Genomic DNA, 18,810 nt, shown 5'->3' on the forward strand with positions numbered 1-18,810 from the left:
CGCGAGTGCCCGCGTAGCTGACTGCGGGAGTGACCGCGCGCGTGCCCGCAAGATTGACAGCGCGGAATTTGATCATATTTTGGGCGCACTCCCCTGAGACCAGAGAGGCGCGCCCATGGCCCAGCTCACCAACACCGTTCCCACCGCCGAGCTTCAGGCGCTCGACGCGGCGCATCACATGCATCCCTTCACCCATGGGGCCGAGCTTGGCCGCAAGGGCGCGCGGATCATCACCTCGGCCGAGGGCTGCTGGCTGACCGACAGCGAGGGCAACCGCATCCTCGACGGCATGGCCGGGCTCTGGTGCGTGAACATCGGCTACGGCCGGCAGGAGCTGGTCGATGCCGCCGCCCGGCAGATGGCCGAGCTGCCCTTCTACAACACCTTCTTCCAGACCAGCCACGTGCCCGCGATCCGGCTGGCCGAGAAGCTGGCGGAGCTGGCGCCGGGCGATCTGAACCACGTCTTCTTCGCGGGCTCGGGCTCCGAGGCCAATGACACCAACATCCGCATGGTGCGCACCTATTGGGAGATGAAGGGCGAGCCGCAGAAAAAGGCGATCATCTCGCGCTGGAACGCCTATCACGGCTCCTCCGTGGGCTCCGGCTCGCTGGGCGGCATGAAGGGCATGCACGCCCAGGGCGGCCTGCCGATCCCCGATGTGCACCACATCGACCAGCCCAACTGGTGGGCCGAGGGCGGCGAGATGAGCCCCGAGGAATTCGGCCTCGCCCGCGCCCGCCAGCTCGAGGAGAAGATTCTCGAGCTCGGCCCCGAGAACGTCGCGGCCTTCATCGCCGAGCCGGTGCAGGGCGCCGGCGGGGTGATCGTCGCCCCCGAGACCTACTGGCCCGAGGTCTCGCGCATCGTGAAGCACTACGGCATCCTGCTGATCGCCGACGAGGTGATCTGCGGCTTCGGGCGCACCGGCAACTGGTTCGGCTCGCAGACGCTGGACCTCGCGCCCGACATCATGACCGTGGCCAAGGGGCTCTCTTCGGGCTACCAGCCGATCGGCGGCTCGATCGTCTCCTCCGAGGTGGCCTCGGTCATCGGCGGCGGCGAGTTCAACCACGGCTACACCTATTCAGGCCATCCCGTGGCCGCCGCCGTGGCGCTGGAGAACCTGCGCCTCCTCGACGAGGAAGGCGTGGTGACCCGCGTCCGCGAGGACACCGGCCCCTACCTCAAGGAGCGCTTCAAGAGCCTGGGCGAACACCCGATGGTGGGCGAGGCGAAGATCGTCGGCATGATGGGCTCGCTGGCGCTGACGCCCGACAAGAGCGCGCGCGCCGCCTTCAAGGGCGAGGGCGGCACCGTCGGCTACCTCTGCCGCGAGCGCTGCTTCGCCAACAACCTGGTGATGCGCCACGTCGGCGACCGGATGATCATCTCGCCGCCCCTGGTGATCTCCCGCGAGGAGATCGACGCGCTGATCGCCCGCGCCTGGAAGAGCCTCGACGAGGCCATGGCAGAAGCCAAGGCGCAGGGGCTCTTCGCCCCGGCGTGATGGGTGGTGTCCCGCTGATAAGCCGGTGATCCGGCGGTCCCCGCGCCTTTGGGGCGCGGGGGCATGTCTGGCCCGCGGCGCTTTGTGAAAGCGCCTTGGGCGGGTCCTGGGGGCTTGTGGCCCCCCGGACCGGTTGAGGGGGCGCGGCCCCCTCTGCGGGCCTGTGCGGCCCGCATTCACCCCCGAGGTATTTTGGCCAAGCTGAAGGGGCTGGTCGTGGCGCGGGCTTTTGTGGGTGCGCCCGGGTGGTGAGTGTTTTTGTTATTGGTGATGGCGGGGATTTGCGGTTTTTGGATCTGCGTATTCAAGAATACGCAAATAAATAATTGCATGGATTTATCACTCTAATTCAAGAATTGTTTTATATTGATATTCGCATAAACGATTGTTTTTATTGCGGATATGCAAATCCGGGCAATTGAAAAATTCAAATGCACCGGGGTTTACACTCTACTTTCGCTTGTGGTTCTTTGCGATTGCTCGGGCTCACCGGGCGCGTCGGAAAGAAAAGCGGGATTTCCAGAACAATAAAGAAAACCCCGCTCCGGAATTGATCCGGAGGCACGATTTTTTGTGCCATGAGACCGGCGTTATTCAAGCAACGTGAACGAGGAATACATGCGAGTTCTTATTCTGGGCGCTTCCGCGCTCTCTCTTCTTGCGGCCTGCAGCACCGGTGGCGGGAGCAGCTCCGATAGCCCCGCAGTCCTGCCCGAACAGCCGGCATTCAAGTCTTTCCAGGCCTCCCAGGAAGACGGCGGCACCTATCGCGCCGCGGGCCAGGTGACCTCGGCGGACTTCGCCGCGGACGAGAACGGCGACGTGGAAGTGACCCGTGAGCCGGAAACCGAAAACCGCGCCGTGATCGACGTCACCTGGGACGCTGAAACCGGCGAAGCCACCAAGATCTGGGTCCGCAACTCCAAGGGCGACTTCGTCGTCGACACCGCTGACGGCGGCGAGATCACCACCGACGGCGACACCATCGTGGCGATCGACGAAGATCGCGGCGTCGCAGCGGTCTTCGCCGATCCCGAAGGGCAGGGCCTCGAATACCAGAGCTTCGGCGCATGGCAGACCGGTGTGGATGGCCTGTCGGGTTCGGCCGGCGTCGGCTCCTTCGGCTCCTACACCATGGCGAGCCAGCTGCCGGACGATGACGCTTCGGCGACCTACAACGGCCAGAGCTACGGTCAGACCGCTGACGCGGACGGCAATGTCTTCGAAACCACCTCGGACATCGAAGTGACGACCGATTTCTCGGCAATCACCGTGAACAGCAGCAACACCAGCTCGGGCACCACCTCGCTCAGCGACCTCGACTTCACCGCCACCGGTCAGCTGAACCGGGCAAGCTTCGAGGCCACGTCCCAGGGTGACGTCTCGGGCACCGTCACCGGCCGCTTCTACGGCCCCGAGGCGGAAGAAGTCGGCGGCACCTTCGTGATGGACGCGAACGACAACGGCTACATCGGCGCCTTCGGCGGGGTCCAGCAGCCGTGAACGCCCTGCGCATTCTGACAGCGGCCGCCCTGGCGGCCGCTGTTTTCACGACCGCCCTGCCGATGCGGGCGGAGGCCCAGGCCAGTGCCGCCACGCCCGCCCGGGCGCCGGGGCAGATGGAGGCCGAGTTCCAGGGCGCGTTGCGCGCCATGGCAGAGGGCCGGCCCCAGAGCGCCGCGCGGCGGCTCCGGGCGCTCCTGGCCGAGGACCCGAGCCTTGTCCGCGTGCGTCTCGAACTGGCGCGGGCGCTTTTCGAGGCCGGGCGGTTCGGTCAGGCCCGCGACGAGTTCCGCCTCGTGCTCTCGGGCGGCGGGCTGCCCGATCCGGTTCGCGCACGCGTGTTGCGCTACATCCGCGAGATCGACGATCGCCGCGGCTGGCGGTTGGATTTCACCCTGGGCTTCGAGGCCCCACCGGGCGCCGGGCGCGCCTATGACACCGACGAGATCGAGGTGACCTTCGGCGGCCAGACCCTGGTCTTCGAGATGGACCGCGAAGCCCCGCCCGACACCGGGCTGGCGCTCGAGGGCGGGCTGCGCCGGCAATGGGCGCTGGAGCTCGCGCCGGGCGACGCCGGGGCCGCGGCCTATGCGCAGATCGAGGGCGACCTCTACCAGACCGAAGGCGAGACCTACGACCGCGAGAGCGGCGACCTGGCGCTCGGGCTGCAGTTCACCTGGCCGCAGCGCACGGTCTTCGTCGAGGCCACGGCGGGACGCTCCTGGGCGGCGCATGACCTCTCCGAGACCCGCGTGGGGATGCGCAGCGGCGTCAGCTTCCAGCGCGCCAGCGGGCTGCGGACCACCCTCGAGGCCGGGCTGCAGGAGGTGCGCTTCGGCCGCGAGGGCGACCAGGAGGCCACGCGCGGGCAGATCGCGCTGGAGGTGGCCCGGCCGCTCGAAGGCCGCGCGCAGCTCTCGCTCGAGGGCAGCTACCAGCGCCAGAACGCCGAGGACCCGAGCCAGGCCTATGATTTCGCCGAGCTGCGGCTGGGCTACAGCAAGGAGTTCGCCGGCGGCTGGCGCGTCGCGCCCGAGGTCTACCTGCAGGGCTTCCGCCAGGAAGAGCCCACGGCGGGGCTGTCCGAGCGGCGCATCGAGACCGAATACGGGGTGGAGATGCGCATCGAGAAGACCGACGTGGTGCTGCTCGGGCGGTTTTCACCCTACGTCGACCTCGGCGCGGCCCGGCGGGAAAGCTCGATCGAGGCCTATGGCTATCGCGACCTGAGCCTTGGGGCGGGGCTGACCAATGCGTTTTGAGCGCGGGGTCGGGTCGGTTTTTTGATCCGGCGGTCCCCGCGCCTTTGGGGCGCGGGGGCATGTCTGGCCCGTGGCGCTTTGTGAAAGCGCCTTGGGCGGGTCCTGGGGGCTTGTGGCCCCCCGGACCGTTGCAGGGGGCGCTGCCCCCTCTGCGGGCCTTTGCGGCCCGCATTCACCCCCGAGGTATTTTGGCCAAGCTGAAGGGGCTGGGGGTGGCGCCCTGGTGGGCGCGGTGCGCTTTTGATTGGCTGGGTGGTGGCGGTTTGGCGCGTGGGGTTTGACCTGTGGCGCGTGGGAGCGCGGCGCGGAGCACATCGGCGGGGTCGCGACGGCGGGGCTCACCGCCGGACGAGTGCCTCTCCGCCCATCACCGCCCCGCCGCTCACCAGCGGGTCAGCGCGTCCTCGTCCTCGTCCTTCGCCTCGACCCAGGCGGCGCCTTCGGCGAAGTGTTCCTTCTTCCAGAACGGCGCGCGGGACTTCAGGTAGTCCATCAGGAACTCCGCGGCCTCGAAGGCGTCGCGGCGGTGGCGGGCGGCGGTGGCGACCATCATGATGCGCTCGCCGGGCAGCAGTCGGCCGTGGCGGTGGATCACCAGCACCTCGCCGAGCGACCAGCGGCTGCGGGCCTCCTCGGCGATGCCGCGCAGGGCTTTCTCGGTCATGCCAGGGTAGTGCTCGATCTCCATCCGCGCGAGCCCGCCGCTGTCGCGGACCTGGCCGCTGAAGGTCACCACGGCGCCGAGATCGGCGCGGCCCTTGGCGAAAGCCTCGGCCTCGGCGGCGAAGTCGAAGGGGCTCTCCTGCACCAGGATCCGCATCAGCCGCCCGTCATCGGCGGGAAGAAGGCGACCTCGCGCACGCCCGCGAGCGGGGCGTCGAAATCGGCGAGCTCCTGGTCGAGCGCCACGCGCAGCGCGGAGAGATCGGCGAAGGCCAAGGCGTAGCGCTCCTCGCGGGCGCGCAGCTCCTCCACCAGTTCGTTGACCGTGGCGGCCTGTGTCTCGACGTGGTCCTTGGGCGCGCCGATGCGTTCGCGCAACCAGGCGAAATAGAGCACATCCATCAGCGGTCCTCCGTCAGGTGGGGCAGGGCCTTGCGGAAATAATCGAGCCCGGTGATCGCGGTCAGCACCGCCGCGACCCAGAGGAGCAGCAGCCCCAGGTTGCCGGTCCAGATCATGCCGGTCTCCTTCCAGCCGAGGCCCAGCTCGTCCGGCGTCTCGCCCGCGAGGATCGACTGCACCAGCGCCTGGTCCATCCCGTAGGTCGAGGCGACGAGGTAATGCTCGAAGATGCCCTGGGCGAAGAGCACCGCGATGGCGACCATCTGCAGCGTGGTCTTCCACTTGGCGAGCCGGGTCACCTTCAGCGTGCCGGCGGTGTCGCCGAGGTATTCCCGGAGCCCCGAGACGAAGACCTCGCGGAAGAGGATCACGGTGGCCGGCAGCACCAGCCAGGGCGAATAGGAGGAATAGCCCACGATCACCATGAGCGCGATCACCACCATGGCCTTGTCGGCGATCGGGTCGAGCATGGCCCCGAGCTTGGTCTCCGCGCCCCAGGCGCGGGCCAGGTAGCCGTCGAACCAATCGGTGATCGCCGCCCCCATGAAGAGAATCAGCGCGCACCAATCGGCGAAGGGGCGGGCGAAATAGAGAAACATCACCGCGACGCCGGGCGCGGCGGCGAGGCGCAGAACGGTGAGGATATTCGGCAGGGTCCAACGCATGTGCCTGTCCTATCCTGCCTTGGGGCCGTGGAAAAGCGGCATGTCAGTCCGTCTCCCGGGCGCGGCGCGCCAGCCGGTCGAGAAACAGCGCCCGCGCGGGCGGCAGGGGCTTCTCGCCGAGCGAGGGCGCCAGGTGGTGGGCCAGGAAATGCCCGGTGGTGCCAAGCGCGGTCAGGACCTCGGCGTCATCGCCGGGGCCGGCGCCCAGCATGACCTCGGGCAGGGGCAGGAGCCGCGGCGCCCAGTCGCCCGCACCCGAGCGCGAGACCGCCCGCCCGGTCTTGGGCGAGACATAGGCCAGGTCGTTGGCGCGCCCGGTGGCGGCGCATTGGCTGAGGTCGAGGCCGAAGCCCATCTCGTCGAGCAGCGCCATCTCCCAGCGCAGGTAGGCCAGCGGCCAGAGCTCGGGCTGGGCCAGCAGTTCGAGCAGCGTGCCGGTGCGGGTGTAGAGGTCGGGATGGGCCTCGCGTTCGGGCAGGGTGAAGGAGAGAAGCGCGGTCAGCGCGTTCAGCCCCGCAAGCGCCAGCGGGTCGCCCATGGCCACCGCCGCGCGCGAGCGGTTCAGCTCGACGGTATATGTGCCGATGTGGTCCTCGAGCCGGGCGCGCCAGGCGAGGTCGAGCTCGGCCCCGGGCTGGCGGGCGGCGGCGAGCCGGCGCGAGCTGGCGCCGCGCAGGACGCCCATGTGGCGGCCATGCGCGCGGGTGAAGACCTCGAGGATCGCCGAGGTCTCGCCGTGGCGGCGGGCGGAAAGAAGGATGCCGGTGTCGCGCCAGTCCATGAGGGCAAGGTCGGATGCGCCGGGCCCGGGCGCAAGGGGGGATCGGCGAGGGGCGGTGTGGCGGATTTGGTGGTTGGGAGGCTTTGGGCTTTGGCGGGCAGGAGTTTGGGGACTCTGGTTGCTGGGAGGCGTGCGGCTCTGGTGGGCGGCGGGAGTGACGCGCGGGCGGTTGCGACCGGGGGAGCTGCGCGCTGGCTCCAAAGGTCGGCCCGTTTGGAGCTGAGGAGCGCGACGGCGCTGTCACGTCCTGGCCTGCGGGCGAGGCGATCCCGCCCCGCAGTCCGCCGCCAAACGCTCAGCCCAACCCCTCGGCGTCGAGCTGGTGGCGGCCTTCGCGGTCCTCGACCTCGATCACCCAGAGGTCCGGGTCGAAGCCGCGCTGGCGCGAGATCGCGGCGTCGACCTCGCCCTCGGGGCCGGCGGTCAGCTCGGTCCAGATGCGCGCGCCGGTCTGAAGGTCGAAGGCCCGGGTGAAGGCCCGCGCCCGCCCGTCGAGGGTGGAGAGCTTCACCAGCACCGCGCCCGCGGTGTCGTCGCCATGGGCGACCACGAAACAGGGGATGTCCATCAGCGCCAGCCGCCGCCGGTAGGCATCGACCCAGAAGCGCGCCGTCAGCCGGGGTTCAGCCATCGCCGTCGCGGAAGTCGAGACCCATCTCGGAATAGCGCTCGGCCTCTTCGAGCCACTTCTCGCGCACCTTGATCTGCACGAAGAGATGCACCCGGCGGCCCAGGAACTCCTCGAGCTCCTCGCGCGCGGCCTTGGAGATCGCTTTCACCGTCTCGCCCCGGTGGCCCAGCACGATGCCCTTGTGGCCGTCGCGGCTGACGTAGATCACCTGGTCTATGCGGGCCGAGCCGTCCTTGCGCTCCTGCCAGCTCTCGGTCTCCACGGTGAGCTGGTAGGGCAGCTCCTGGTGCAGCCGCAGGGTCAGCTTCTCGCGGGTCATCTCGGCGGCGATCATGCGCATCGGCAGATCGGCGATCTGGTCCTCGGGATAGAGCCAGGGCCCCTCGGGCAGGGTCTGGCCCAGCCAGGTCCGCAGGTCATCGACGCCGTAGCCCTTCTCGGCCGAGATCATGAAGGTCTCGGCGAAGGTGAAGCGGTCGTTCAGCGCCTTGGACAGCGCCAGCAGCGTCTCGGCCTTCACCCGGTCGATCTTGTTGATCGCCAGCGCCACGGGGCGGCCGTGGCCGACGGTGTCGAGCTCTTCGAGGATCGCCTCGACGCCCTCGGTCACGCCGCGGTGGGCCTCGACCAGCAGCACCACGATGTCGGCATCGGCGGCCCCGCCCCAGGCGGCGGCGACCATGGCGCGGTCGAGCCGGCGGCGCGGCTTGAAGAGGCCGGGGGTGTCGACGAAGATCAGCTGGGCGTCGTCCTCGATGGAGACACCGCGGATGCGCGTGCGGGTGGTCTGCACCTTGTGGGTGACGATCGACACCTTGGCGCCCACCATGCGGTTGGTCAGCGTCGACTTGCCCGCATTGGGCTCGCCGATGAGGGCGATGAAACCGGCGCGGGTGGTCATGGGCAGTCTCCTGAAACTCAAGATGTGCCTTCTAGCGGAAGCCAATGTCGCTGGCCAGAGGCCCCGGTGTCGCGAAAGGCGGGATTTCCGCGCGCGAAGCGGTTAGACTGGGGCCATGCCACGGGACATGATCTCCGCCTATCACGCGCGCCTCGCCCCCGGCGACCAGGCGATCTGCGCGGTGCTGCGCGAGACGATCTCGGAGGTGCTGCCCGAGGCCCAGGGGCGGATCTGGCATGCCCATCCGGTCTGGTTCCTCGCCGACAACCCGGTGGTGGGCTACAGCCGCCTGCGCGACGCGCTGCGGCTGATGTTCTGGAGCGGCCAGGGCTTCGAGACGCCGGGGCTGGAGGCGACCGGCAACTTCAAGGCCGCCGAGCGGCGCTACACGGCGGTGGGCGAGATCGACCTCGGGGCCCTGAAAGCCTGGCTCGCCGAGGCGCGGGCGGTGCAATGGGACTACAAGAACATCGTCGCCCGGAAGGGGCGGTTGGAGCGGTTGAACTAGGGCGCGGCCGGACGCGGTTGGAGCAGGTCAGCGAGGGCGCACGGCGCCGGGCCCGGAAGGGTCGCTGGATCTGCGCGCGGGGCGAGGTCGTGACGGGCGGTTGGAACCGCTTGGCCAGAGCTGGCAGCGCGGGGCCGGACGGCCCGACCCGATCGGCTCAGCTCGAGCGTGCGGCGCGGGCGGCCCGCGCGGCCCGGTCCGAGCGCCAGAGCGTGAAGAGGCCAGACCCCACGATCAGCGCCGCCCCGGCCAGCATCGGCGCGTCCGGCGTCTCGGCGAAGACCAGGACCGCGATGACCAGCGCGAAAAGCAGCCGGGAATAGCGGAAGGGCGCCACCACCGCGACATCGCCGCTGCGCATCGCCCGGGTCAGCGCGGTATAGGCGCAGACCCCGGTGACGCCGGTCGCCAGGATCAGCAGCGCCGAGGAGCCCGTGGGCAGCGACGGCGCGCCGGGCTCGAAGGCCAGGATCACCAGCCCCGCTGCCGTCACCGTCAGGAAGCCCGGAATGCCGAGCTGCATCGCCGAGATCTCCGGCGGGCTGGCGCGGGTGGCGAGATCCCGGCAGGCAAAGCCGATCATCGCCAGCACCGCGAAAAGCGCGCTGGCCTCGAAGCCCGCGGGCGTCGGGCGCAGGATCAGAAGCACGCCCGCGAAGCCCACCGCCATGGCCGTCCAGCGCATCGGCCCGACCTTTTCGCCGAGGACCAGCGCCGCGCCCAGCGTCACCACCAGGGGCGCCGCCTGCAGGATCGCCGAGGTCACCGAAAGGGGCGCGAAGGCCAGCGCCAGCGCGAAGAAGAGCCGGCCCATGACCTCGAAGCCCGAGCGCACCAGCAGGGTTTTCGACAGATAGGCGCGGGTCCAGACCCGCTCGCCGGCGCGGCGCACGAGGCCCGCGTAGATCGTCAGGCCGATCACCCCGAAGAAGAAGGTGCCGAGCCCCGGCGAGATGCCCGCCACCGCGGCCTTGAACAGAGCGTCCTCGATGGCGAAGCCCAGCATGGCCGCCACCATGAAGAGGCTGCCTTGCAGGTTGGGGCTCATGCCCCGCCTTCGAGCGCGTCCAGAAGGGCCTTGGCCGCGCTCTGCTCGGCCTGGCGTTTCGATCCGGCGCTGGCCTCGGCGGTCTCGCCGCTTTCGAGCCGCGCCTCGATGGTGAAGATCGGCTGGTGGTCGGGGCCCGAGCGCGCGGTCTCGACATAGGCCGGCGGCGGCAGCCCGCGCGCCTGGGCCCATTCCTGCAGCGCGGTCTTGGGGTCGCGGGCGTCGGTCTCGACGCTGTCGATGCGCTGGCCCCAGAGCCGCAGCACGAAGTCCTTGGCGGTCTCGAAACCCTGGTCGATGTAGACCGCGGCGATCACCGCCTCCATGGCGTCGCCCAGAAGCGCCATCTTCCGCCGCCCGCCCGAGAGCCGCTCCGAGCGGCCGAGCTTCAGCGCGTCGCCGATGCCGAACTCGCGGGCCACCTCGGCGCAGGTTTCCTTGCGGACCAGCGCGTTGTAGCGCGGGGCGAGCTGGCCTTCGGCGGCGGCGCGGTCACGTTCGAGAAGCGCCTCGGCCATGACCAGGCCCAGCACCCGGTCGCCGAGGAATTCGAGCCGCTGGTTGTCGTCGCGCCCGGGGCTCGAGGCCGAGCCATGGGTCAGCGCCTCGCGCAGGAGGTCCACCCGGTCGAAGCGCAGCCCGATCCGGCCTTCGAGCTCGGAGAGTTCCGCCGATCGGCTCACTCGAGCGCCTCGAAGAAGCGGTCGCCGCGCCAGGTCCAGAAGAACAGCATCGAGCTGCCCGCCGAGGAGAAGATCACCCGGTCGGCCCGGCCGACGAGGTTCTCATGCGGCACGAAGCCGACGCCGCCGGCGACATTCGGCACCCGGCTGTCGGCCGAGTTGTCGCGGTTGTCGCCCATGAAGAAGTAATGCCCCTCGGGGACGGTATAGACCGGGGTGTCGTCCGAACCCTGGTCGGTGATGTTCAGCACCGAATGGCTGAGCCCGCCCGGCAGGGTCTCGGTGAATTTCTCTTTCACGCAGGTGCCGCCGTCGCCCACGGGGCCGTTGGCGCAGCGCGGGCGCACGCGGTTCGGGCCCTGGGGCTCGGCCAGTTCCTCGAAGCTGCCGTTGCGCTCGAGCGGGACCGCCTCGCCGTTGAGGTAGACCTGGCCGTCGCGCAGCTGCACGCGGTCGCCGGGCAGGCCGATCAGCCGCTTGATGAAGTCCGAGCCGTTGACCGGGTGGCGGAAGACCACGATGTCGCCGCGCTCGGGCGCGGAGCCCAAGAACCGGCCGTTGTCGCCGTCGAAGATGCCGCAGATGTCCTTCGCGTCGATGTCGATGCCCACCGAGGGCAGCCGCACCGAGGGACAGGAGGCGTAGGAATAGCCGTAGGCCATCTTGTTCACGAAGAGGAAGTCGCCGATCAGCAGCGTGTCCTTCATCGAGCCCGAGGGAATCCAGAACGGCTGGAAGAACAGCGTGCGGAACACGCCGGCGATCAAGAGCGCGTAGACCACCGTTTTCACGGTTTCCCACAAGCCGCCCGAAGACGCGTCCTTTGCCATGCTCTGCCCCTTTGCCTCTTGCGCGGGTTAAGTGCCGCCCGGGCCCACGGGAGTCAAGCGCGGGTCGGGCGGGCCTCGATCACGACGAAGGCCTGCGCCCAGGGGTGATCGTCGGTCAGCGTGACGTGGATGATCGCCTCGTGGCCCTCGGGGGTCATCTCGGCCAGGCGGTCCTTGGCCCAGCCGGTGACCTGCATGACCGGCTGGCCGGTGCGCAGGTTGGTGACCGCCATGTCCTTCCAGGCGATGCCCATGCGCAAGCCGGTGCCGAGCGCCTTGGAACAGGCCTCCTTGGCGGCCCAGCGCTTGGCGTAGGTGCCGGCCACATCGGCGCGGCGTTCGGCCTTCTTCTGCTCGATCTCGGTGAAGACCCGGTTGCGGAACCGGTCGCCGAACCGGTCGAGCGTGCCCTGGATCCGGTCGATGTTGCAAAGGTCCGTGCCGACGCCGAGGATCATCGCGCCGCCCCGTAGATGTCGCGCAGCTCCTCGAGCCGCAGGCCGCCGGCCCAGTCGAAGGCGCCGCCCGAGGCGCGGGCGTAATCGGCGAGCCCGAGCGCGGGGAACTGGAAGAAGTCCGGCGCCGCCTCCTGGGTCATGGCGAAGACCAGCCGGTCGATGCCGGCCCAGCGCATCGCCGCGAGGCACATCTCGCAGGGCTGCATGGAGGCGACCAGCGTCGCCCCCGACAGATCCGTGCCGCCAAGCGCCGCGGCGGCGCGGCCCAGCGCGACGATCTCGGCGTGGCGCGAGGGGTCGCAGCTGTCGGAGACCTCGTTGCGGTCGAGCGTGACGGTCTGGCCGTCCTTGACCACCGCGGCGGTGAAGACCGGCACTTGGCCGCCGCGCGCCTCATAAAGCGCGCGCGCCTCGGCGATCACCCGGTCGAGCGCCGCCAGCTCGCTCTCGGTGGGCGTCAGGGCCATGCCGCCCCCGCCGCGCTTCGCACCCCGGAAGCCATCAGGCCCGCGCCGAGCGCATGAGCGCGCGCATCTCGGAAATCGCGCCCTCGAGCCCGGCAAAGACCGACTCGGAGATCAGGAAATGGCCGATGTTCAGCTCGCGCACCTCGGGGAAGGCGGCGACCGGGGTCACGGTGTCGAAGGTCAGCCCGTGGCCCGCGTGCACCTCGAGGCCAAGGCCATGCGCCAGCCGCGCCATCTCGCCCAGGCGCGCCAGCTCCTCGTCGCGTTCGGCGAAGCGGCCTTCGTAGTGGTAGTCGCAATAGGCCCCGGTGTGCAGCTCGACCACCGCGGCGCCGATCTCGGCGGCCGCGGAAATCTGGTCGCGGTCGGCGGCCACGAAAAGCGACACCCGGCAGCCGACGGCGGCCAGCGGCTCGATGAACTCGGCCAGACGCGCCTTGTCGCCCGCCACCTCGAGCCCGCCCTCGGTGGTGCGCTCCTCGCGCTTCTCGGGCACGATGCAGACCGCATGCGGGCGGTGCCGCAGGGCGATCTCCTGCATCTCGACCGTGGCGGCCATCTCGAAGTTCAGGGGCACCGCCAGCGCCGCCATGAGCGCGTCGATGTCGGCGTCGCGGATGTGGCGGCGATCCTCGCGCAGATGCGCGGTGATGCCGTCGGCGCCGGCGGCCTCGGCCAGTTTCGCGGCGCGCACCGGGTCGGGGTAGGCCCCGCCGCGGGCGTTGCGCAGGGTGGCCACGTGGTCGATGTTCACGCCCAGCCGCAATGTTGTCTCGTCGCTGCCCATGGGTTCTGCCCTCTCCAGCCGGCCTCGGACGGCAAGCTAGTCCGCCGAGGCGTTGCCGTCAGCCTGTTTCTGCTTTTTCGCCTTCAGCGTCGCGAGCTTGGCGGCGATCACCCCGCTGCGGCGGTTCTGGTAGGCCCGGATCAGCGGCAGCGAGATGTAGTAGCAGATCAGACCCGCGATGATGCCCGGGATCACCCCGCCCACGAGATAGGGGAAGAAGACATCGTCGTAGAAAAGCGACAGGTCCGCCCAGTCGGCCTTCTCGGGCGTGAAGATCGCCAGGAAGTTGTCCCAGAGGTCGCGCCCGGCGGCGGCGAACTTCTGGCCGATGCCGCGATGGTCCTCGGGGTCGCTTTCGATTCCGAGGATCCAGTTGCCGGTCTGCATCGAGACCACCGCGATCGGCACATAGGTCAGCGGATTGCCGAAGAAGGTGCCCATGAGCCCGGCCAGCACGTTGCCGCGCAGCACCCAGGCCAGGAGCGCGGCCAGGAAGAAATGCAGCCCGTAGAGCGGGGTGAAGGTCATGAAGACGCCCGCGAAGATGCCGCGGCCGATCTTGTCGGGCGGGTCGGGCAGGCGGGTCAGGCGGTGGCGGATATACAGCGCCGCACGTCCCCAACCACCCTGCGGCCAGAGCGCGCGCAGGGCCCGTTTCCACACCGGTGGCTGTTCGCGTCGCCTGAAGACCAAAGGCGGGCTACCCCCAAAGCTACTCTGCGGCCGTCCGGGCCTGGTCTATCCGGTCGGTGTCCCGTTTGCGCTCCACCTGGGCGACATCGCTTTCCGCCTCCAGCGCCGAGATCACCGAGTGCATGTGTTCGGCATCGCTGAGTTCGAGGTTGATGTCGAGCCGGTAGAAATCGGGTTTCCGGTCCCGGAACTGCAGGTTGGAGATATTGGCCTTGCGCTCTCCGATCAACGTGCAAATCCGTCCCAGGACACCGGCGTCGTTGCCGATCGTGAGGTCGAGCGTCACATCGTAGACCGCCGGGTGCCGCCCCTCGGCCCACTGGATGTCGAGCCAGCGGTCGGGCTCGTCCTCGACCTCGACGAGATTCGGGCAGTCGATGGCATGCACGATCACCCCCTGGCCGCGGCGGACGATGCCGACGATGCGCTCGCCGGGCAGCGGCTGGCAGCAATCGGCGCGGGAAAACGCCTGGTCATGGGCAAGGCCGATGACCGCCCGGGCGGTGTCGACCTCGGAATGGGGCCGGGGCGAGAGGTCGGGATAGACCGCCGCCACCACGTCGCGGGCGGAAATCTCGGCCGAGCCCAGCCGCGCCAGGAGCGCCTCGCCGTCGGCCAGGCGCAGGGTCTTGGCGGCCTTCTCCAGCACCTTGTCCGAGGCTTTCTTGCCGACATGTTCGAAGGCCGAGCGGGCGATCTCGCGGCCGAGCTTCACGAAGCGGCCCTTGCGGGCCTCGCGCAGCGAGCGGCGGATCGCGGACTTGGCCTTGCCGGTCTTGGCGATGTCGAGCCAGGTCGCCTGCGGCGTCTGGCCGTCGGCGGTGATGATCTGCACCGACTGGCCGTTCTTCAGCCGGGTCCAGAGCGGCACGCGGATTCCGTCGACCTTGGCCCCGACGCAGGCCGAGCCGATGCGGGTGTGAATCGCATAGCCGAAATCGAGCGGCGTCGCGCCTTTCGGCAGCTTCACCACCTCGCCCTTGGGGGTGAAGCAGAAGACCTGGTCGGAATACATCTCGAGCTTCACCGCCTCGAGGAACTCGTCGTGGTCCTCCTCGGCGGTGAACTGCTCGGTCAGCGAGGCGATCCACTTCGCCGGATCCACCGCGAAGGGGTTCTGCGCCCGCACGCCGTCACGGTAGGACCAATGCGCGGCGACGCCGGTCTCGGCAACCTCGTGCATCTGGCGGGTGCGGATCTGCACCTCCACGCGCTTGCCGTCGCGGCCCGAGACGGTGGTGTGGATCGAGCGGTAGCCGTTCGACTTGGGCTGGCTCACGTAGTCCTTGAAGCGCCCCGGCACCGCCCGCCAGCGGCGGTGGATGGTGCCGAGCGCGCGGTAGCAGTCCATCTCCGAGCGGGTGATGATGCGGAAGCCGTAGATGTCCGAGAGCCGCGAGAAGGAGAGCTCCTTCTCCTGCATCTTGCGCCAGATCGAATAGGGCTTCTTGGCGCGGCCGAAGACCTCGGCCTCGATGCCCACGGCGTCGAGCTCGTGGCGCATGTCGTTGGTGATCCGCGGGATCACGTCGCCGGCCTCGCGCTGCAGCGTGATGAAGCGGCGGATGATCGAGACCCGGGCCTCGGGGTTGATCACCCGGAAGGCCAGGTCCTCGAGCTCCTCGCGCATCCACTGCATGCCCATGCGGCCGGCGAGCGGCGCATAGATGTCCATGGTCTCGCGCGCCTTCTGGAGCTGCTTCTCCTCGCGCATGGCCTTGATGGTGCGCATGTTGTGCAGCCGGTCGGCGAGCTTGACCAGGATCACCCGCAGGTCCTTGGACATCGCCATGAAGAGCTTGCGGAAGTTCTCCGCCTGCTTGGTCTCGGTCGAGGAGAGCTGCAGGTTGGTCAGCTTGGTGACCCCGTCGACCAGCATCGCGACCTCTTCGCCGAATCGCTCGGAGATCTCGAGATAGGTCGACTTGGTGTCCTCGATCGTGTCGTGCAGGAGCGCGGTCACGATCGTGGCGTCGTCGAGCTGCTGTTCGGTGAGGATCGCGGCGACGGCCACGGGATGGGTGAAATAGGGATCACCCGACTGCCGCGTCTGGCCGTCGTGCATTGCCTCGCCATAGGCGAAGGCCGCGCGGATCAGCGCCTCGTTGGTCTTCGGATTGTAGTTGCGAACGAGCGCAATGAGGTCATCGGCGGCAATCATGCGCCTTCATCCTTTCGGCGCTCGCCCGCGGGGGGCGAGCCTCAGCTTTCGCCCTGCGCCTCCATCAGCGCGCGCAGGAGCTTCTCTTCGGACATGTCGTCCTCCTGCGGCTTGTCGGCCGGCTCCGAGCCCATGAGCAGCGCCATGGCGTCATCCTCGGGCTCGTCCACCTCGATCTGGGTCTGCTTGGACTCGATCAGACGCTCGCGCAGCTCGTCGGAGGACTGGGTTTCCTCGGCGATTTCGCGCAGGGCCACGACGGGGTTCTTGTCGTTGTCCCGGTCCAGCGTGATCGCCGCACCGGACGAAATCTCGCGGGCGCGATGGGCGGACAGGAGCACCAGCTCGAAGCGGTTCGGAACCTTGTCGACGCAATCTTCAACCGTCACGCGGGCCATGTTTGTCTCCAGTCTTCGGGTCTGACGTCAGAAGAGTGCTATCTAACGCGGCACAAGCCTATTGACAAGCGGGCTTCACGTTACATTGCACGGATTTCGGCGCGCGCTTCGGCGGGCAGGGCGGCGCGCATTTCCGCCAGGTTGCGCCCCTCGACCGGGTGGCGCCAGTCCGGCGCCACATCGGCCAGGGGCACGATCACGAAGGCGCGGTCGGCCAGGCGCGGATGCGGCAGGATCAGCTCGTCCGGGGCGAGCCGCGCCTGTTCCGAGGGCGGCAGGTCGCGCCAGGCGGCCCATCCCGCGCGGTCGGGCAGGAGCCGCTGGCCCACGGCGATCAGGTCCAGGTCCAGCGTGCGCATCCCCCAGCGGGTCTCGCGGTGGCGCCCGAAGAGCGCCTCGATCCGGTGCAGCTCGGCCAGGATCTCGGCGGGTGCGAGCGCCTCCGGCGCGGCGAGCCGCACCGCGCCATTGACGTAATCTGGCCCGGCGCCGGCGGGGAAACAGGGCGTGCGGTAGAAGCGCGCCAGCGCCCGGAGCCGCAGCGGCCCGCCCGCCAGAACGGTGAGCGCCCGGGAGAGGGTCACCTCGGGCGGCGCCCCCTGCCAAGGCAGGTTCGCGCCCAGGGCCACCAGCACGTCTTGCCGCGAATCCATGTGTTTTCTATCCTTTCGGGTAGGGGTCCATCCTTAGTTGCCGCAGCCCCACGCTTGCGGGAACGATATTTAAAAGTATTTGTAGTGTGTTCTGCGCTCGAGTGGCTGCAACGGTTCACTCCCGTTCTATTCGACGCAGACGTTATTGAGAGGAAATCATGTTTTACAAAGACGAACGGCTCGCGCTGTTCATAGATGGCTCCAACCTGTATGCCGCGGCCAAATCGCTTGGTTTCGACATCGATTACAAGCTCCTGCGGCAGGAATTCCTGCGCCGCGGACGGATGATCCGGGCCTTCTACTACACCGCGCTCCTCGAGAACGAGGAATATTCCCCGATCCGCCCGTTGGTGGACTGGCTGCACTACAACGGCTTCGCCATGGTGACCAAGCCCGCCAAGGAATACACCGACAGCCAGGGCCGCCGGAAGGTCAAGGGCAACATGGACATCGAGCTGACTGTCGATGCCATGGAGCTGGCGCCGCGCGTCGACCACATCGTGCTGTTCTCGGGCGACGGCGACTTCAAGCCGCTGGTCGAGAGCCTGCAGCGCCAGGGCGTGCGGGTCTCGGTGGTCTCGACGATCCGCTCGCAGCCGCCGATGATCGCCGACGAGCTGCGCCGCCAGGCCGACAACTTCATCGAGCTCGACGAGCTGCGCCAGGTCATCGGCCGGCCCCCGCGCGAGAGCGACGACAGCGCCAATACCGCCGCCAGCTCCGCCTGAGGGCGGGATGACTGCGGGGGCTTTCGGGCTGATGGGCCTGTTCCTCGCCGCCTTCGGGGCGGCGACCGTGCTGCCGTTCCAGAGTGAGGTGGTCTTCGTCGCGATGCAGCTCGACGGGCGCTGGCCGCTCTGGCTGATCGTGACGGTGGCAAGCGTCGGCAACGTGCTGGGCGCGGTGGTGAACTACGCGCTGGGCCTCGGCGCCGAGCGCTTCCGTCACCGCCGCTGGTTCCCCGCCTCCGAGCGCCAGCTCGACCGCGCCCAGCGGTTCTGGCAGCGCTACGGTCTCTGGACCCTGCTTCTGAGCTGGGCGCCGCTGGGCGACGCCTTCACGGTGATCGCGGGTGTGATGCGGGTGGCGGCCTGGAAGTTCCTGGTGCTGGTGAGCCTGGCCAAGACCGGGCGCTACGTGGCGCTCGCCTGGGCCACCGCCGCCGCGGCGGGGTAGGGGGGGGCTGGCGCCCTCCTTGCGCCCGAATAGCACCGAAGGTGCCGGGCGCGCGCCGGACCGGCCCGATGGGCCGGCGCTCCTTGGGGTGGCGTGCATAGCTTATCGCTAGTCCTGACCTTGTTGGGATAAAGCGCATTGCTCAGGGGTCAGCAGCGCCGGCCCCCGGCCCGGCGCACGCCCTCTGTTCCGAAGGGTGTCGACCGTGGAGGGCCGCCGAGTCGCAGCCGTGGTCGTGGTCCAGCGGGTCGCGTATTCTGCGGTTAGGTCGTCACTCCCAGTCTTCCACGCGCCACGCAGCCCACATCAGCCGCACCCCCTTCTTGCGCCCGAATAGCATCGAAGATGCCGGGCGCGCGCCGGACCGGCCCCTTGGGCCGGCGCTCCTTGGAGTGGCGCGCTTAGCTTATCGCTAGTCCTGACCCTGCTGGGATAAAGCGCTTAGCCCAGAGGTCAGCAGCGCCGGCCCCCGGCCCGGCGCGCGCCCTCTGGAGCGGATTGTGGCGAGGGCGGCCGACCGGTGTGCTGTGCGAGAAGGGGTGTTTTCCGTGCCGCCTGTCGGTTTCGCGTCTAAGCGGGAAGCGGGAAGCGGGAAGCGGGAAGCGGGAAGCGGGAAGCGGGAAGCGGGAA

Annotated in this window: 22 protein-coding genes; 6 read left to right on the top strand and 16 right to left on the bottom strand. The window is 69.0% G+C overall.

From position 1 onward, the window contains the following. Positions 1-115: 115 nt before the first annotated feature. The 3 genes from ACX938_RS11030 to ACX938_RS11040 all read left to right on the top strand — a co-directional run bounded on the left by ACX938_RS11030 (position 116) and on the right by ACX938_RS11040 (position 4,275). Positions 116-1,510, top strand: coding sequence for an aspartate aminotransferase family protein (locus ACX938_RS11030; RefSeq protein ID WP_459431090.1), 1,395 nt, complete (start codon positions 116-118; stop codon positions 1,508-1,510). 618 nt (positions 1,511-2,128) lie between these two features. Next, positions 2,129-3,013 carry a transferrin-binding protein-like solute binding protein gene (locus tag ACX938_RS11035; RefSeq protein WP_459431091.1) on the top strand — a complete coding sequence of 295 codons (885 nt, stop codon included), beginning with the start codon at positions 2,129-2,131 and terminating at the stop codon, positions 3,011-3,013. Positions 3,014-3,075: 62 nt separating this feature from the next. Beyond that, complete coding sequence (locus tag ACX938_RS11040; protein WP_459431092.1) at positions 3,076-4,275, top strand: surface lipoprotein assembly modifier; 1,200 nt, start codon at positions 3,076-3,078, stop codon at positions 4,273-4,275. 382 nt (positions 4,276-4,657) lie between these two features. On the opposite strand, the gene ACX938_RS11045 is transcribed toward ACX938_RS11040, so the two are convergent. The 6 genes from ACX938_RS11045 to era all read right to left on the bottom strand — a co-directional run bounded on the left by ACX938_RS11045 (position 4,658) and on the right by era (position 8,318). Then, positions 4,658-5,095, bottom strand: coding sequence for a molybdenum cofactor biosynthesis protein MoaE (locus ACX938_RS11045; RefSeq protein WP_459431093.1), 438 nt, complete (start codon positions 5,093-5,095; stop codon positions 4,658-4,660). Next, a complete protein-coding gene (gene moaD, locus ACX938_RS11050) occupies positions 5,095-5,340 on the bottom strand; it encodes a molybdopterin converting factor subunit 1 (RefSeq protein ID WP_459431094.1) in 246 nt (81 codons plus the stop codon). Before moaD ends, ACX938_RS11045 begins: the two co-directional genes overlap by 1 nt. Next, positions 5,340-6,005, bottom strand: a complete 666-nt coding sequence (gene pgsA, locus ACX938_RS11055) for a CDP-diacylglycerol--glycerol-3-phosphate 3-phosphatidyltransferase (protein ID WP_232753776.1) — start codon at positions 6,003-6,005, stop codon at positions 5,340-5,342. The genes moaD and pgsA overlap by 1 nt, the downstream gene beginning before the upstream one ends. Before the next feature lie 43 nt (positions 6,006-6,048). After that, the gene (gene recO, locus ACX938_RS11060) at positions 6,049-6,786 is read right to left on the bottom strand and encodes a DNA repair protein RecO (protein WP_459431095.1); all 738 of its coding nucleotides are present in this window, start codon (positions 6,784-6,786) and stop codon (positions 6,049-6,051) included. 295 nt (positions 6,787-7,081) lie between these two features. Continuing rightward, positions 7,082-7,417 (bottom strand): DUF1491 family protein, encoded by a 336-nt coding sequence (locus ACX938_RS11065; protein ID WP_459431096.1) that lies wholly within the window; start codon positions 7,415-7,417, stop codon positions 7,082-7,084. After that, a complete protein-coding gene (gene era / locus ACX938_RS11070; protein WP_459431097.1) occupies positions 7,410-8,318 on the bottom strand; it encodes a GTPase Era in 909 nt (302 codons plus the stop codon). The genes ACX938_RS11065 and era overlap by 8 nt, the downstream gene beginning before the upstream one ends. A 115-nt stretch (positions 8,319-8,433) precedes the next feature. Between era and ACX938_RS11075 the strand changes: the two genes are divergently transcribed. After that, positions 8,434-8,826 carry a DUF1801 domain-containing protein gene (locus ACX938_RS11075; protein ID WP_459431098.1) on the top strand — a complete coding sequence of 131 codons (393 nt, stop codon included), beginning with the start codon at positions 8,434-8,436 and terminating at the stop codon, positions 8,824-8,826. A 157-nt stretch (positions 8,827-8,983) separates the two neighbouring features. Here ACX938_RS11075 and ACX938_RS11080 read toward each other — a convergent pair whose 3' ends face one another. The 10 genes from ACX938_RS11080 to folK form a co-directional block, all read right to left on the bottom strand. Further along, the gene (locus ACX938_RS11080; RefSeq protein WP_459431099.1) at positions 8,984-9,874 is read right to left on the bottom strand and encodes a DMT family transporter; all 891 of its coding nucleotides are present in this window, start codon (positions 9,872-9,874) and stop codon (positions 8,984-8,986) included. Then, entirely contained in the window at positions 9,871-10,557 is a 687-nt protein-coding gene (rnc, locus tag ACX938_RS11085) for a ribonuclease III (protein WP_232753782.1), read from the bottom strand. The genes ACX938_RS11080 and rnc overlap by 4 nt, the downstream gene beginning before the upstream one ends. Further along, complete coding sequence (gene lepB, locus ACX938_RS11090) at positions 10,554-11,387, bottom strand: signal peptidase I (protein WP_232753783.1); 834 nt, start codon at positions 11,385-11,387, stop codon at positions 10,554-10,556. Before lepB ends, rnc begins: the two co-directional genes overlap by 4 nt. Positions 11,388-11,440: 53 nt before the next feature. After that, complete coding sequence (gene acpS, locus ACX938_RS11095; RefSeq protein WP_232753784.1) at positions 11,441-11,845, bottom strand: holo-ACP synthase; 405 nt, start codon at positions 11,843-11,845, stop codon at positions 11,441-11,443. Further along, a complete protein-coding gene (locus ACX938_RS11100; RefSeq protein WP_459431100.1) occupies positions 11,842-12,312 on the bottom strand; it encodes a nucleoside deaminase in 471 nt (156 codons plus the stop codon). Before ACX938_RS11100 ends, acpS begins: the two co-directional genes overlap by 4 nt. A gap of 34 nt (positions 12,313-12,346) precedes the next feature. Continuing rightward, positions 12,347-13,099 (bottom strand): pyridoxine 5'-phosphate synthase, encoded by a 753-nt coding sequence (locus tag ACX938_RS11105; RefSeq protein WP_459431101.1) that lies wholly within the window; start codon positions 13,097-13,099, stop codon positions 12,347-12,349. 36 nt (positions 13,100-13,135) lie between these two features. Then, positions 13,136-13,762: a DUF2062 domain-containing protein gene (locus ACX938_RS11110; RefSeq protein ID WP_370634924.1), complete on the bottom strand. Its 627-nt coding sequence runs from the start codon at positions 13,760-13,762 to the stop codon at positions 13,136-13,138. A 49-nt stretch (positions 13,763-13,811) separates the two neighbouring features. Then, positions 13,812-15,953, bottom strand: a complete 2,142-nt coding sequence (locus ACX938_RS11115; RefSeq protein WP_232753788.1) for a RelA/SpoT family protein — start codon at positions 15,951-15,953, stop codon at positions 13,812-13,814. Positions 15,954-15,994: 41 nt separating this feature from the next. Continuing rightward, positions 15,995-16,351: a DNA-directed RNA polymerase subunit omega gene (gene rpoZ, locus ACX938_RS11120; protein ID WP_232753789.1), complete on the bottom strand. Its 357-nt coding sequence runs from the start codon at positions 16,349-16,351 to the stop codon at positions 15,995-15,997. Between the two features lie 80 nt (positions 16,352-16,431). After that, positions 16,432-17,004: a 2-amino-4-hydroxy-6-hydroxymethyldihydropteridine diphosphokinase gene (gene folK, locus ACX938_RS11125; RefSeq protein WP_459431102.1), complete on the bottom strand. Its 573-nt coding sequence runs from the start codon at positions 17,002-17,004 to the stop codon at positions 16,432-16,434. A gap of 158 nt (positions 17,005-17,162) precedes the next feature. Here folK and ACX938_RS11130 point away from each other — a divergent pair, with 158 nt between their 5' ends. Then, positions 17,163-17,732, top strand: coding sequence for a LabA-like NYN domain-containing protein (locus ACX938_RS11130; RefSeq protein ID WP_232753791.1), 570 nt, complete (start codon positions 17,163-17,165; stop codon positions 17,730-17,732). 7 nt (positions 17,733-17,739) lie between these two features. Next, positions 17,740-18,180, top strand: a complete 441-nt coding sequence (locus ACX938_RS11135; RefSeq protein WP_459431103.1) for a YqaA family protein — start codon at positions 17,740-17,742, stop codon at positions 18,178-18,180. The last annotated feature ends 630 nt before the right edge of the window (positions 18,181-18,810 follow it).

It is taken from the genome of Roseivivax sp. (assembly GCF_054552075.1).